The 13,367-nt window shown below is 72.1% G+C and carries 13 protein-coding genes; 3 read left to right on the top strand and 10 right to left on the bottom strand.

Annotated elements, in window-relative coordinates; genetic code table 11:
• Positions 1-152 precede the first annotated feature (152 nt).
• Positions 153-1,049: a 3-hydroxyisobutyrate dehydrogenase gene (gene mmsB, locus IEW13_RS01340; protein ID WP_188549110.1), complete on the bottom strand. Its 897-nt coding sequence runs from the start codon at positions 1,047-1,049 to the stop codon at positions 153-155.
• A gap of 182 nt (positions 1,050-1,231) precedes the next feature.
• On the opposite strand from mmsB, the gene IEW13_RS01335 reads away from it, so the two are divergent.
• Positions 1,232-1,957, top strand: coding sequence for a uracil-DNA glycosylase (locus tag IEW13_RS01335; protein ID WP_188549109.1), 726 nt, complete (start codon positions 1,232-1,234; stop codon positions 1,955-1,957).
• Here the strand turns inward: IEW13_RS01335 and IEW13_RS01330 are convergent.
• Positions 1,904-3,574 carry a threonine/serine exporter family protein gene (locus IEW13_RS01330; RefSeq protein WP_188549108.1) on the bottom strand — a complete coding sequence of 557 codons (1,671 nt, stop codon included), beginning with the start codon at positions 3,572-3,574 and terminating at the stop codon, positions 1,904-1,906. The two genes, IEW13_RS01335 and IEW13_RS01330, sit on opposite strands and share 54 nt — an antisense overlap.
• Positions 3,575-3,595: 21 nt before the next feature.
• Positions 3,596-4,858, bottom strand: coding sequence for an amidohydrolase (locus IEW13_RS01325; RefSeq protein WP_188549107.1), 1,263 nt, complete (start codon positions 4,856-4,858; stop codon positions 3,596-3,598).
• 139 nt (positions 4,859-4,997) lie between these two features.
• On the opposite strand from IEW13_RS01325, the gene IEW13_RS01320 reads away from it, so the two are divergent.
• On the top strand, positions 4,998-5,885 hold the full coding sequence (locus IEW13_RS01320; RefSeq protein ID WP_188549106.1) for an SGNH/GDSL hydrolase family protein: 888 nt from the start codon (positions 4,998-5,000) through the stop codon (positions 5,883-5,885).
• Here IEW13_RS01320 and IEW13_RS01315 read toward each other — a convergent pair.
• Positions 5,843-6,532: a metal-dependent transcriptional regulator gene (locus IEW13_RS01315; protein ID WP_188549105.1), complete on the bottom strand. Its 690-nt coding sequence runs from the start codon at positions 6,530-6,532 to the stop codon at positions 5,843-5,845. The two genes, IEW13_RS01320 and IEW13_RS01315, sit on opposite strands and share 43 nt — an antisense overlap.
• A gap of 124 nt (positions 6,533-6,656) precedes the next feature.
• Between IEW13_RS01315 and IEW13_RS01310 the strand changes: the two genes are divergently transcribed.
• A complete protein-coding gene (locus IEW13_RS01310) occupies positions 6,657-7,604 on the top strand; it encodes a sugar-binding transcriptional regulator (protein WP_188549104.1) in 948 nt (315 codons plus the stop codon).
• Positions 7,605-7,952: 348 nt separating this feature from the next.
• On the opposite strand, the gene IEW13_RS01305 is transcribed toward IEW13_RS01310, so the two are convergent.
• The 6 genes from IEW13_RS01305 to IEW13_RS01280 are packed head-to-tail and all read right to left on the bottom strand — an operon-like array spanning position 7,953 to position 13,355.
• Complete coding sequence (locus IEW13_RS01305; RefSeq protein WP_188549103.1) at positions 7,953-9,284, bottom strand: dihydrolipoamide acetyltransferase family protein; 1,332 nt, start codon at positions 9,282-9,284, stop codon at positions 7,953-7,955.
• Between the two features lies 1 nt (position 9,285).
• The gene (locus IEW13_RS01300) at positions 9,286-10,269 is read right to left on the bottom strand and encodes an alpha-ketoacid dehydrogenase subunit beta (RefSeq protein ID WP_188549102.1); all 984 of its coding nucleotides are present in this window, start codon (positions 10,267-10,269) and stop codon (positions 9,286-9,288) included.
• Complete coding sequence (locus IEW13_RS01295) at positions 10,266-11,252, bottom strand: thiamine pyrophosphate-dependent dehydrogenase E1 component subunit alpha (RefSeq protein ID WP_188549101.1); 987 nt, start codon at positions 11,250-11,252, stop codon at positions 10,266-10,268. The genes IEW13_RS01300 and IEW13_RS01295 overlap by 4 nt, the downstream gene beginning before the upstream one ends.
• A complete protein-coding gene (locus IEW13_RS01290; protein WP_188549100.1) occupies positions 11,249-12,562 on the bottom strand; it encodes an NAD(P)H-dependent oxidoreductase in 1,314 nt (437 codons plus the stop codon). The genes IEW13_RS01295 and IEW13_RS01290 overlap by 4 nt, the downstream gene beginning before the upstream one ends.
• A gap of 6 nt (positions 12,563-12,568) precedes the next feature.
• Positions 12,569-12,985 carry a transcriptional regulator GutM gene (locus tag IEW13_RS01285; RefSeq protein ID WP_188549099.1) on the bottom strand — a complete coding sequence of 139 codons (417 nt, stop codon included), beginning with the start codon at positions 12,983-12,985 and terminating at the stop codon, positions 12,569-12,571.
• Between the two features lies 1 nt (position 12,986).
• Positions 12,987-13,355 (bottom strand): PTS glucitol/sorbitol transporter subunit IIA, encoded by a 369-nt coding sequence (locus IEW13_RS01280; protein WP_188549227.1) that lies wholly within the window; start codon positions 13,353-13,355, stop codon positions 12,987-12,989.
• Positions 13,356-13,367 lie beyond the last annotated feature (12 nt).

Below are 13,367 nucleotides of genomic sequence, written 5' to 3'. Positions count from 1 at the left end.
CGGCCCGGGTCCCGGGCGCCCGCGCTGCGGGCACTGCCGGCCAGCAGCGCCCGGGCTGTTTCGCGCCGGTGGAGCAACCCGGGGCCGCCCGGGGTTCCCGGCCCGGGGGCATCACGCTCCTTGCGGGAGCGGTCGCGGGCCCCCGGGGCGGGTCAGGTCTCCAGGGAACCGTCGACGACCCTGCGGACGATGGAGCAGTCTTTCCCGCCGAAACCGGCATCGGCCACCTGGTCCAGCAACTCCTGGACCCGCTCCCCGAAGGCGAGCGGGGTGCCGGTGTCCTGGCCCGCGGCGAGCGCCAGGGAGAGGTCCTTGCGCAGCAGGTCCGTGGTGAAGGTGGGCGCGAAGTCCCGGTTGGCCGGGGAGGACTCCACCACGCCCGGATAGGGGTACCAGGTACGCAGCGCCCAGTTGTCCCCGGATGAGGCGCGGGCGACGGAGAGGAACATCTCGTGATCCAGGCCGAGCCGGTCCGCCAGGACCGTGCCCTCGGCCGTGGCGATGAGGTTGATCGCGAGAATGAGGTTGTTGCAGATCTTGGTGGCCTGCCCGGTGGTGGGCCCGCCGGTATGCACGATGGTCCGGGCCATCGGCTCGATGAAGGGCCGGGCGCGCTCGACATCGGCGTCGGCGCCGCCGACCATGAACGTCAGGGTCCCAGCCTCGGCCCCGGCAGTGCCGCCGGAGACGGGGGCGTCCAGGAACGAGAAGCCCGCGGCGGCTGCCTCCTCGTGCAGGGTCTGCGCCGAGGCGACGTCGATGGTCGAGCAGTCGACCAGGAGCGTGCCCGGGGCGGCGTTGGCGAAGATGCCGTCCTCGCCGCGGTACGCCGCCAGGGCGTGCTCGCCGCGGGGCAGCATGGTGAACACGATCTCGGCGCCGGCGACCGCCTCGGCAGCCGAGGCCGCCGCGTTCACGCCGCGCTCCGCCGCGGCGGCGAGCGCCTGTGCCGACAGGTCGAAGCCCTTCACCTCGTGCCCGGCCCCGACGAGGTTGGCGGTCATCGGGCCTCCCATATTGCCCAGACCGATCCATCCGATAGTGCTCATCGCTCAACTCCTTTGTTGCGCACCGCGTGTTCCGCTGGTTTCCGCTTAAGTGCTCCACACTCTAGCGCCAGCCGCTCATCGCCGGCATCACCCCGCGGGGGTGCGCCGGCGGGCCCCGGCGGGCAGAGGCGGCATCGGCGGCGCCCGGCACGTTCCCGCGCGGGCGCATTACTGTGGTGTCCATGAGCGAGACGAACGGGGGAAACGGCGCCGCGGACGAAGCGCGGCGGCCGGATTGGAGACAGTCGATCGCGCCGGACTGGGCGGAGGTCCTCGAACCGCAGGCGGGCCGGATCGCCGCCCTCGGGGACTTCCTCCGGGCCGAGAACGCGAATGGTCACGGCTATCTGCCGGCGGGCAAGGACATCCTGCGGGCGTTCCGGCTCCCGCTCGCCCGCGTCCGCGTCCTCATCGTCGGTCAGGACCCGTATCCCACCCCGGGGCACCCCATCGGCCTGTCCTTCGCGGTGGACTCCCACGTCCGCCCGCTGCCGCGTTCCCTGGAGAACATCTACGCGGAGCTGCAGGCGGATCTGGGCATCCCGCGCGCCGAGCACGGCGATCTCTCGGCGTGGCAGGACCAGGGAGTCATGCTGCTCAACCGCGTGCTCACCGTCCGGCCCGGGCAACCGGCCTCCCACCGGGGCAAGGGCTGGGAGGAGGTCACCGAGACGGCGATCCGGGCACTGGCCGCCCGGGGCGGCCCGCTGGTGGCGATCCTGTGGGGCCGCGACGCCCAGCGGCTGGGCGGGCTGCTCGGGGACGTGCCCCGGATCGAGTCTGCCCATCCGAGCCCGCTGTCAGCCTCACGCGGGTTCTTCGGTTCGCGGCCGTTCTCCCGGGCCAACGAACTGCTAACTGCTCAGGGTGCGAGCCCGGTCTCCTGGGCTCTTCCGCCGCTTGCGTAGCGGCTGGGCCAGGAAGTTGCCGAACACGGCGCCCACGCCGATGGCGGCGTTGGCCAGCACCGCTGCCACCAGATTCGCTCCGGCGGTGGCGAGGGACGCCTCCCCGGTGACGAGTTCATAGGCGCCGGCGAAGATCGCCAGGCCCTGCAGCAGCGGGAAGATGCCGGGGATGATGAGCACGATCGGAGGCGCTCCCATCCGCAGCGCCAGCGGGCGGGCGACCAGGCCGACCACGGTCGAGGCCACCAGCGTGGTCAGGATGTTGCCGACCCGGAGTTCCGACATGGCGGTGAGCGCCAGGTACCCGAGGATGCCCACCAGCGCGGCCGGCAGCAGCAGCCGCTTGGACACCTGCTGCGCGACACCGCCGGCCGCGGCGACCACGCCGGAGCACAGCACGCCCACCAGCACCGTCAGGACCCCGGTCTCCCGGCCGCCGACGATGACCTCGATCTCGCGCATGCCGAAGGCCGCGCCGATCATCAGGCCCACCGCGACCCCGGAGATCAGCGCGCCGAAGATCATCATCACCTGGACCATCCGCCCGGCCGCGGTGAGCGGGAAGTTCGTCAGCGCGTCCTGCACCGCGGAGAGCAGCGTCATGGTGGGCAGCATCACGACGATCCCCGCGGCGACCATGTACTGCGGCCTGCTGATCAGCTCCAGCTGGAACGCCGTCATCGCCACCAGCATGCTCGCGCAGGTGGCCAGGAAGGCGATGAAGAAGAACGGCATCCCGGTCTTGGCCAGGATGCGCCCCATCCGGTCGGCGAAGATCGTGGTCAGCGCGCCCAGGGTCACGGAGACCCAGGAACCGCCGATCAGGATGATCAGGCCCGCGGCCAGGACGCCCCAGGCGAGGGAGACGATGCCGTTGCTGAACGGCTTGCGCTGCGCTTTGATGGCGTCCAGGCGGGCCTGGGCATCCTCGAACTCCAGGTGCCCGTCCACCAGATCGCTCACCAGGGCGTGCACCGCGCGCAACCGGGCGAAGTTCAGCGACTCGCCCCGGTTGATCCCCATCACGGTGATGGGGTGGCCGTCGGCGGTGGTGTGGTGGACGATGAGCGACTGGTAGGTCAGGTCGACCTGTGCCCGTTTGAGGCCGCACGCCGCGCAGGCGGCCGCGACGGTGCTCTCCACGTCCGCTGTGCCCGCACCCGCGCGGAGCATCATCTTGCCCAGTTCCACCGCGAAGTGGAGGATCTGCCGGGCCCGCTCGCCATCGGGTTCCTGCGCCTCCACCGGCCGCGAGTACGGCGTTCCGCGCAGCGTCTCCACCACCGGAAGCGGATCGGTGGCCGGTTCGTTGTTCACCACGAGCCGGGTCACGGCGCGACGGGCGATGCGCTCGGCGCGGCGGGTCTGCGCCGCCGCCGCGACGAGGGCCACGTTCTGCGCTCGCCCGGGCTGGGCCCCCGGACGCGGCGCGCCCTGCGCGCCCCTGCGGCGCCCGGACGGAGGCTTCCGGTTCGAGGCCTTCGCCGGCACGGCGGGGACCGGAACGGTGTCGGCCGCGCCATCGGCCACCACGTCCGGCCTGCCGGGCGCGACCGGCTCTCCGGGCACAGCGCCGCCCTGATAGGGGCGGGCGGATGCGGGCTCGTCCTGTGACACGTTCCTCTCCGAGGCGGGCGGTCAGCCGGCTTGCTGGGGTATGGGGGCGGGCGCGGCGGGGAACTCGGCGTAGACCGGGCGCCGGGCTTCCGCGTCCCACCGGTAGACGGGCGTCCCCGCGATGTACACCGCCAGCGCGCGCTGGCGCACGTCGAGGGGGTCGCCGCTCCAGAGTACGACATCGCCGTCGCGTCCCGGCGCGAGGGATCCGACCCGTTCCTGGAGCCCGAAGATGGTGGCCGGGTTGACGGTGAGCGCCTCCAGCGCGACGACGGGGTCCAGCCCCTCCTTGACCGCGATGGCGGCCTGGTAGACCAGGAAGTCGATGGGCACGACGGGGTGGTCGGTGGTCAGCGCCAGGGTCAGCCCGGCGCGGGCGAGGACACCGGCGTTGGCGATGGCGCGGCCCCGCAGTTCCGCCTTGCTGCGGCTGGTGAACAGCGGCCCGTAGATCACCGGGATGTCCCGTTCGGCCAGGTAGTCGGCCAGCAGGTGCGCCTCGGTGCCGTGGTTGAGCACGAGGCGGTAGCCGAACTCCTCGCTCAGCCGCACCGCCGTGGCGATGTCGTCGGCCCGGTGCGCATGCTGGTCCCAGGCCAGGCGGCCGGAGAGCACCTCCGCGAGCGCTTCCTTCACCAGGTCCCTGGGCAGATGGCGCCCCTCGGCGGCCGCGGCCTCCCGCTCGGCCAGGTAGTCCGCGGCCGCGGCGAAGGCCCGCCGCAGCTCCGCTGCCGTGCCCATCCGGGTCGAGGGACGCTGGGAGCGGTGCTCACCGAACCGCTTGGGATTCTCCCCGAGCGCGCTCTTGATCGACACGTCCTGGGAGACGAGCATCTCCTCGACGATCCGGCCCCAGGTCTTCACCGCCGCGGACCGGCCGCCGATGGGGTTGCCGGATCCCGGCTTCACGACGGCGGTGGTGATCCCGCCGCGCAGCGCATCGCGGAAACCCATGTCCTGCGGGGTGATGCCGTCGATGGCGCGCAGCATAGCGGCGTCGGCGTTCCACTGTTCATTGGCGTCGTTGCTGGCGGCGCCCTCCCCTTCCTCGTGCAAGCCGATGTGGGCGTGCGGCTCCACGAATCCCGGCAGTACCCACTGCCCAGACGCGTCCACCACCTCACAGCCCGGCGGCAGCGTGACCTCGGCACCGACGGCGGTGATCACGCCGTCCTGGACGAGCACGGTGCCCTCGTCCAGGGGTTCCCTCCGGTGGCCGTGCTCGTCCGCCACCGGGACGACGCGGCCGCCGACGATGGCAAGGGCACCGGATGTTCCGCTCATGACGTCCTCCTTCGGCTCGGGCGGGTGGCACCATGCTGTCACATCCGGCGGACAGCCGACCGCATGGCCGGTGCACGTCCGCTGATCGCAGCGCAGGCATCGGGTGGCGCTGTCAGGGCGCTGCAGTAGCCTGGGTTTCATGCTGGATGACTATCCGCCGCTTCCCGAGCGGATCACGAGCTACTGCGCCCTCGGCGACTCCTTCTCCGAGGGGCTCAACGACCCGGCCCCCGGGGACGACCCCGAACAGCTGGACCGGTTCAGGGGCTGGGCCGACCGGCTCGCCGAGCACCTAACCCAGAGCCCCATCGGAAGCCCCCGGCTGCGGTACGCCAATCTGGCCATCCGCGGCCGGCTGCTGGCGGCGATCGTCGACGAGCAGCTCCCCCGAGCCCTGGAACTCAAACCCGATCTGGTGTCCCTCATCGGCGGAGGCAATGACTGCATCCGCCCCAAGGCCGATGTGGACGCGCTCTCCTCCCTCCTGGAGGAGGCAGTGGCGACGCTGCGGAAGGCCGGCATCCGGGTGCTGCTGGGCACCGGCTTCGACACCAAGCACATGCCGGTGTTCAAAGCGGTGCGAGGCCGGATCGGGATCTACAACGCCAACATCTGGTCCATTGCCCAGCAGCACGGCGCCGACGTCCTCAATCTCTGGGCGATCCGTGAACTGCAGGGGGCGACGCACTGGTCTCAGGACCGGCTGCACCTGACCTCCAGCGGTCACGCCCTGGTCGCCGACGAGGCGCTCGCCGTGCTCGAAGGACGACCCCTGCCGAGTCACGGGCATCCGATCCCGCCGCGTCCGCCGCGTCCGGTCCGTCAGGCCGTGGCGGAGGAGAGCCGGTGGGTGCGCGAGCATCTGGCGCCGTGGGTGGGGCGCAGGATCCGCGGGGTCTCCTCCGGCGATTTCCGCCAGCCGAAGCTGCCGCAGCTGAGCTTCGTCGATCCGGCCGGCGCCGGTTCCCCGGCCGGAGACGGCGATCAGGACGCAGCCGGCTCCACCGGGCAGACCCAGACCGACTGAGCCGCCTGCCGGCCGAGCCCGATGGGCTCGTCCCTGCCGTCGACCCGCACCTGGGTCACCTCCGAGAACGGCGCGCTCTCGGCCACCAGCAGCACCGCGTCGACCACGACGCCGCGCTCGTGGAAGTACTGCAGCATCGCCGGGTCGTGATCGGCCACCCGCACCACGCGCACCCGCTCCCCCGGCGCGGCCGTGGCCAGGGCGGTCGCCTCGGGCTGTTCCACGACGCCGGCCGCGGACGGGATCGGATCGCCGTGCGGATCCCGCGTGGGCCGGCCCAGCAGGGCGTCGATGCGGTCGACCATGAGATCGGAGACGGCGTGCTCGAGCTGCTCGGCCTCATCGTGTACCTCGTCCCAGGTGTATCCGAGCACCTGGACCAGGAACGTCTCGATCAGCCGATGCCGGCGCACCATCGCCAGCGCGTGGCGTTCGCCGGCGGGAGTGAGCGCCACCGCCTTATAGGGTGAATGCTCGACCAGGCCCTGTTCGGCGAGCTTGCGCACCGCGTCCGAGACGGTGGACAGGCGCACGCCGGAGCGGGCGGCGATGCCGGTCGGGGTCACGGGTTCATCGGACCACTCGCTCAGGCTCCAGATGACCTTGAGATAGTTCTGCGCCGAGGGCGAGAGCTCGGAGACGGACATGCCTGTCACGCTACCAGCTGGCAGGCCAGGGTACCCTTCGTACGAGCCGGCTCAGCGCGAGCGCCCCGGCCGTACGTAGACTGTCCGGATGTGACCGATGTGGCCGTTCGAAGGAGAGGCAGGCATGCCGCAACCCCGTGACCAGGCGGTGCTCGTCGCGGCAGCCACCATGTACTACCTGGAGAACAGGTCCCAGGCGGAGATCGCCAGGACGCTGGGCGTCTCCCGGTCGAACGTCTCACGGATCCTGGCCGACGCCCGGCGGGCCGGGATCGTGGACATCAGGATCAACAATCCCTTCGGCCGCGTCCCTGAGATCGAGGACAGGCTCATCGCGCGGTACGGGCTGCGCGCGGCGCGGGTCGCCGGCCGCGGCACACCGGAGACGCAGCTGTCCCGGGTGGGCGCGCTGGGCGCCCAATGGCTGCTGGAGAACCTGCCGTCCGACGGCGCGGTGGCGCTGTCCTGGGGCGCCTCCGTGCAAGCGGTCGTGGATGCCGTCAGCACGTCCGCCGAGCACGGCGGCGTGGAGATCCTGCCGCTGGTCGGCGGGCTCTCCAGCGTCGACTCCGCCAGGGACGGCAATGTGCTCGTGCGGCTGCTGGCCACCAAGCTCGGCGCCCGCCATCGCCGGCTGTACGCTCCCGCCGTGGTCGAGTCCGTCGTCTCCCGCGATGCGCTGATGCGCGAGTCCGCCATCGCCTCCGTGCTGGAAGCCGCCAGCGGCGCGCAGTGCGCCGTCGTCGGCATCGGGCAGGTGGGGGCTGGCGCCTCCGCGGCGATCATCGACTCCATGCGCCTCGACCCGGACGAGCGGGCCGCGTTCGAGGCCTCGGGAGCCGTGGGCGACTGCTGCACGCGGTTCTTCGACCTGGAGGGGAAGGTCGTCGACTCGGCGGTGAACGAACGCGTGATCGCCGTCGAGCTCGACGCTCTGCGCACCATCCCCACCGTCGTCGGCGTGGCGGCCGGCGCGCGCAAAGCACAGGGGACCCTGGGCGCCCTGCGCGGAGGTCTCGTCGACGTCCTCATCACCGACCTCGACCTCGCCGAGCACCTGCTGGACGGCTGAGGTAAGGGGACCCCGGCGCGGCCGGGCGCCCAGCGGAGGCTGCAGCGGTGCCCGGGCTCCGGCGGCGGCCATGCGGCACACGCCGATGGCGCATGTGCCCGGCCGGGTCACGTCGTCGCTGCGCCTTCGTGCCGTCGCCGCACCTTTACGTCGCCGCTGCGCCCTTATGTCGTCGCCGCGCCCTTACGTCGTCGCCGCCCAGGCCTGGAGAGTGACGGTCTAAGAGCGCGGCGGCGATATAAGCACCTCGACCCCGCGCACCGAGCGGAGGTGCCCCAGGGGCCGGTGGCCGTGGCCGAGGCGAGGCCGATGCCGCGCCTCGGCCACCAGCGCACGCGCCGTCGGCGTTCATCTCAGCCGGACGGGATCGGAGAGCAGTGCCGCGAGCGTCTCAAGATAGCGGGCGGCGTCGGCGCCATCCGCCACCCGGTGATCGACGGTCAGGCCGACGGTGCAGCCCAGGCGGGGGCCGAAGGACCCGTCCGGGTGCACGACGAGGCGCTGCGCCACCGCCCCCACGGACAGCGCGGTGGCGTGCGGCGGCGTGAGCAGCGCCGTGAAGCGCTCGACGCCGAAGCCGCCGAGGTTCGACACCACCGTGGTCCCGCCGGCCAGGTCCTCCGGGCGCAGGCCGCCGTCGCGGGCCCGGGTCACCACGTCCCGCACCGCTGCGGAGACGTCTGCGATCGTGCGGTCCTGGGGGTCGCCGATGACGGGTGCGAGCAGGCCGGCAGGCGAGTCCACCGCGAGCGCCACCCCCACGCCCTCATCCGGCGCGGGGCCCGCCTCGCCCCAGTGCGCGCGCAGGCTGGGATGCTCCAGGAGCGCCAGCGCGTGCGCGCGGACCAGCAGAGCCGTCCAGCCGGCGCCAGCGAGGAGATCATGCCGCGCTCTCTCCGCACGGGAGAGGTCGAGTTCGGCGAACACCGTGAACTGGGGCACCGCCGCGGAGGCTGTCATCACCTCGGCCACGCGTCTGCGGGTGCGGGCCCGGCGGTCGTCCGTCCGGGACGCCGACGGCGGCGCCGCCACCGCTGCCTCGACATCGGCCAGGCGCACCGCGCCCCAAGGGCCGGTGGCCGTGACCGAGGCGAGGTCGATGCCGTGCCTGGCCGCCAGCGCACGCGCCGCCGGCACGGACGGGACCCGGCCGGCGGTTCCAGATGGAACCGTGGCTCCAGCCGCGACCGGAGACAGCGCAGCGGTCTCTGACGGCGCGGCGGACTCGCCCGCGGTCGCCGCCGAGTCATCAAAACTACGCGGCCCACCGGTTGCGGCAGGGATCGTCGCCGATCCTCCCGTTGCCTCAAGCCCGGCTGACCCCTTGGATGCCTCGGACTCGGCCGCGGTAACCGTCGACCCAGACGGGGCAACCCCCGGCTCGGCTGCCGGGACTTCCGGGCCGGGGACATCCAGGAGGCCGCCGAGGAGATCGTCAGCGTCGGTCGTGATGAACGCGAGGGTCTCACCCACCGGGAGGATGTCCCCGATCTCGGCCTCGATCCTGGCCAGCGTGCCGGAGTAGGGCGATTCGACCTCCATGTCCACCTTGTCGGTGGCCACCTCGCAGACCGGTTCGCCCTCGCGGATCTCGTCACCGGGGGCCTTCAGCCACGAAACGACGGTGCCCTCCTCCATCGTCATGGACATCTTCGGCATCGTCAGCGGCAGCTCGGGCATCTCACCACTCCCTCACCAGCGTCTGGGCAGCAGCGACGATGTCCTCCACCTGCGGCACCACGGCGCGTTCCAGCTGGGGTGCGTAGGGAATCGGCACATCGAGGCCGGTCAACCGGCGAATGGGCGCCTTCAGGTGCACGAACGCCTCGCCCTCCGACAACAGCGCCGCCACCTCGGACATGAAGCCCAGCGTCCGGACGGCCTCCTGCACCAGCAGTACCCGGCCGGTGGCGATGGCCTCCGCGGCGATGGTCTCCTCGTCCAGGGGCTTGAGCGTCCGCGGGTCCACGACCGTCGCCTCGATGCCCTCCTGCGCCAGTTGCTCCGCGGCTTCCAGCGACCGGCTGACCTGCACACCGGTGGCGACGATGGTCAGATCGGTCCCCCGCCGCGGCACCGCGGCCACGCCCAGCGGCGTCCGCTCGGCGCCCTCCCGCACCGGACCGCTGGTCCGGTAGAGGAGCTTGTGCTCCAGGACCACCACCGGGTTGGGATCGTCGATGGCTGCCAGCAGCAGGCCCTTGGCGTCATCGGCGGTGGCCGGCATGACCACTTTGAGGCCCGGCACATGCGTGAACCAGGCCTCCAGGCTCTGCGAGTGCTGGGCGGCGGCGCCGGTGCCCGACCCTCCAGGTGCGCGGATGACCAGCGGGACAGATACCGCCCCGCCGAGCATGAAGTGGATCTTCGCCGCCTGATTGGCGATCTGGTCCATCGCCTGCGCGCTGAAGTCGGAGAACTGGATCTCCACCACCGGCCGCATGCCGGTCATCGCCGCGCCGACGCCCATTCCGACGATGCCCAGTTCGCTGATCGTGGTGTCCCGGATCCTCTGCGCGCCCATGCGATGGATGAGGTCGCCGGTGACGCCGAAGGCGCCGCCGTAGGTGCCCACGTCCTCGCCCATCAGGAAGACCCGCTCGTCCTGTTCCATCGCGATGGCCAGTGCCGACCGCACCGCCTCGGCATACGTCATCTCGCTCATGCGTCCACCTCCGCGTAGACCGACTCCAGCAGATCGTCGGGCCGGGCGTCCGGGGCGGCGTGCGCCCGCTGGACGGCCGTCCGCAGTTCCGAGCGCACCTCCTGGCCGATCTGCTCGAGGTCCGTCGCGGTGAGCGTGCCGGCTTCCAGGACCGCGCGCTCGAATCGCACGATGGGGTCCTGCGCCCGCCACTCCTCGATCTCCTCCCGCGTGCGGTAGAGGTTCTTATCGGATTTCGAGTGCCCCCGCCAGCGGTACGTCGTGGCCACGACCAGGCTCGGCCCCTCTCCGGCGCGTGCCCGTCCGACCGCCTCGGCCGCGGCATCGTGCACCGCCTGAAGGTCGTTGCCGTCGACGGAGACGCCCGGGATCCCGTAACCGCGAGCGCGGTCGGAAAGGTCCGCGAGCCCGAACGCGCGGCGGCTGGACATGGACATCCCGTAGTGGTTGTCCTCGCACAGGAACACCACCGGGAGCCGCCACATGGCGGCCAGCACCACGGCCTCGTGCCAGGCTCCCTCACCCAGGGCCCCGTCGCCGTGGAAGCACACCGCGACCTGGTCGGTGCCCCGCATGGAGGCCGAGAGCGCCGCTCCTGCCGCGATGGGCACCCCGCCGGCGACGATGCCGTTGGCGCCGAGGTTCCCGGTCGCCGTGTCGGCGATGTGCATGGAACCGCCGCGTCCCCGGCAGTAACCGGTCTCCTTGGCCAGGAGCTCGGCCATCATCGACTCCGGATCCGCGCCCTTGGCGATGCAGTGCCCGTGCCCGCGATGCGTGGAGGTGATGTAGTCGTCGCGTCTGAGGGTCTGGCACACCGCCGTGGGCACTGCTTCCTGGCCGATGGACAGGTGCATGGTGCCGTGCATGAGACCGCGACCGTACAGTTCCTCCACGGCCTCCTCGAACCGGCGGATCCGCCACATGGTGCGCAGGCTCTCCCTGGCGCGGCCGGCGTCTTCGGCGATCTTCGGGGCGTTCATGCGGGCACCTCCGCGAGCGGGCCGGCGGTGAGGGTCCCGGTGCGCAGCAGGCCGTCCTGCAGCCGTCTCAGCTGGACGATGGTGCTGCTCTCGTCGAGGTCCACGTCCTGGTACCGGACCGGCCGGCCGGCGGGGACGTCGGCGCGCAGGGTGGCGGCGGAGGCCAGCCCGACCGGCAGCTCGCCGCCGGTGCGCGCCTCCGCGGCCGGGACCGCCTCACCGCGGACATCGGCGCCGCCGATGCCCTCCAGCCGGCGGCCGGCGGTGAGGTCCCGCTTGGCCACCGCCGTGACCTCGGCGTTCCACACCACGGGGGCGAGGGACGACTGGCCGTCGCAGACCGCCTCGCCGATGGAGAGCACGGCCTCGACGCTGGCCAGATGGTAGGGACGGTAGAAGGAGAAGTACGGGCCCGATCCCATTTTCAGGTACTCCAGCTCCTCGCGCACCACGGGATCGTCGGTGCGGCCGATGACGAACACGCCGGGAGCCACCGGGCCGGTCGCGTAGTCCACCACGCCGTGCCGCTCCAGCACGCCGCCGTCGGCGACCGGGCGGAACACCTCGTGCAGGGTGCCGACGGTGGCCGCCGGTCCCGTGAGTCCCCGCTGGGTCAGCTGCAGATCGGCCGCGTTCGCCAGCGCGGCCATCTCGATCATGGTCTTGGTGCCGTCGACGAAGCTGCACAGCATCCGCGGGTTCATCCCCTTGGTGCGGGCTTCCTCGGTGAGCTCCTCGGCGGTGGCCTGCGGCCGGAGCGGGTTGTTCTTCCCCTTGCCGGCGAAGACCACGTCCAGTCCGATGTCCTGGACGTATTCGACGAGCTTGAGGCACTCCACCGGCTCGTCGCCGCGGCACACCGTGTAGACGGCGCCGGTCTGCGCGGCGATCCGGCTCAGCAGGAGGCCGACGGTGACATCGGCTTCCACGGTCATCAGCGCCGTGTGCCGGCCCGCCAGCAGCGCCGCGAATGCCACCCGGGCGGCGACGTCCGGCACGCCCGAGCATTCGATGACGATGTCGACTGGCAACCGGGTCAGTTCGACGGCATCGGCCACCACCACGTGTCCGCCCGCCTCGATCCGGGCGGCCAGATCACCCTCGCGGGTCACCTCGCCGATGCCGGCCGCGCGCAGCGCCTCGACCGCGCGGGCGGGGTCGATGTCCGCCACCGCGCTGATGTCGACGCCCTTCTGCCTGGCGATCTGCGCGATGAATCCGGATCCCATCTGTCCGGCGCCGACGAGCCCGACGCGCACCGGTCGGCCGAGTTCCGCCTGACGGTCGAGAAGCTTGCGTGTGTAGCTCATGGGCGCTCAGCCTTTCCTCATCATGTCCGCCGGCCGGGCGGCGGAACCGCCCTTTCGGATGAGCCGGTACTGTTCGACGGCGCCGCGCAGCGCCTCGCGGAGCTTCTCATCGCCGGTGCGCCCCTGCAGGCCGGAGACGCTTCCCTCCAGCTCAGGGCGCGGCCTGAACCGGGCCAGCGCGCTGGCACCGACCATGGCCTCGGCGTTCACCACGGTCTTGGTGCCGGCGTCGATGACCAGCAGCACGATCGCCCCGCGCAGCGGTCCCCGGGCGCGGCCGGAGACCAGGTAGTGCCGGTCTCGTCCGGCGTAGCGGTTCTGCAGCCGCCGCGCGGCGCCGGTGTAGGCGCGGTACTGCCACAGGCCCATCAGCATGCTCGCCACGAGCGCCGCGCCGAGCAGCAAGGCGAATCCGGTATCCATGTCATTCCCCTTCCAGGAGGATCACTGCGCCGGGCTCCGGGACGGCGAGCCGTCCGGTGGCATGCACGGCGCCCGGCAGCAGCGAGGTCCCCGGTTCCGGATCGGTGTAGACCACGATGTGCCCCAGCGTGCGCAGGTTCTCACCGGCCCGTTCGCCCACCCTGGTCAGCTCCACGGCGGTGTCGCCCACCCGGAGGACGTCCCCCGGGCGGGGGTCCCGGTGCAGCTCGGTGTCCGCCCGGTGCACGATGCTCACCTCCGCCAGGGCCGGCGGGCATCCGGTGCCGAAGAAGATGGCGACGCCGCCGTCGAGCATGTCCGCCGCATCGGCGCCCACCTCGGAGACTGTGCTGCTGTAGTAGGTCGTCATGGTGGTCACGTT

Origin of the sequence: Sediminivirga luteola (assembly GCF_014639315.1) — a bacterium.
In the GTDB taxonomy this organism is placed as follows: Bacteria; Actinomycetota; Actinomycetes; order Actinomycetales; family Brevibacteriaceae; genus Sediminivirga; species Sediminivirga luteola.
The sequence above is the reverse complement of the archived record's forward strand: the minus strand, read 5'-3'. Positions and strand labels throughout refer to the sequence as shown.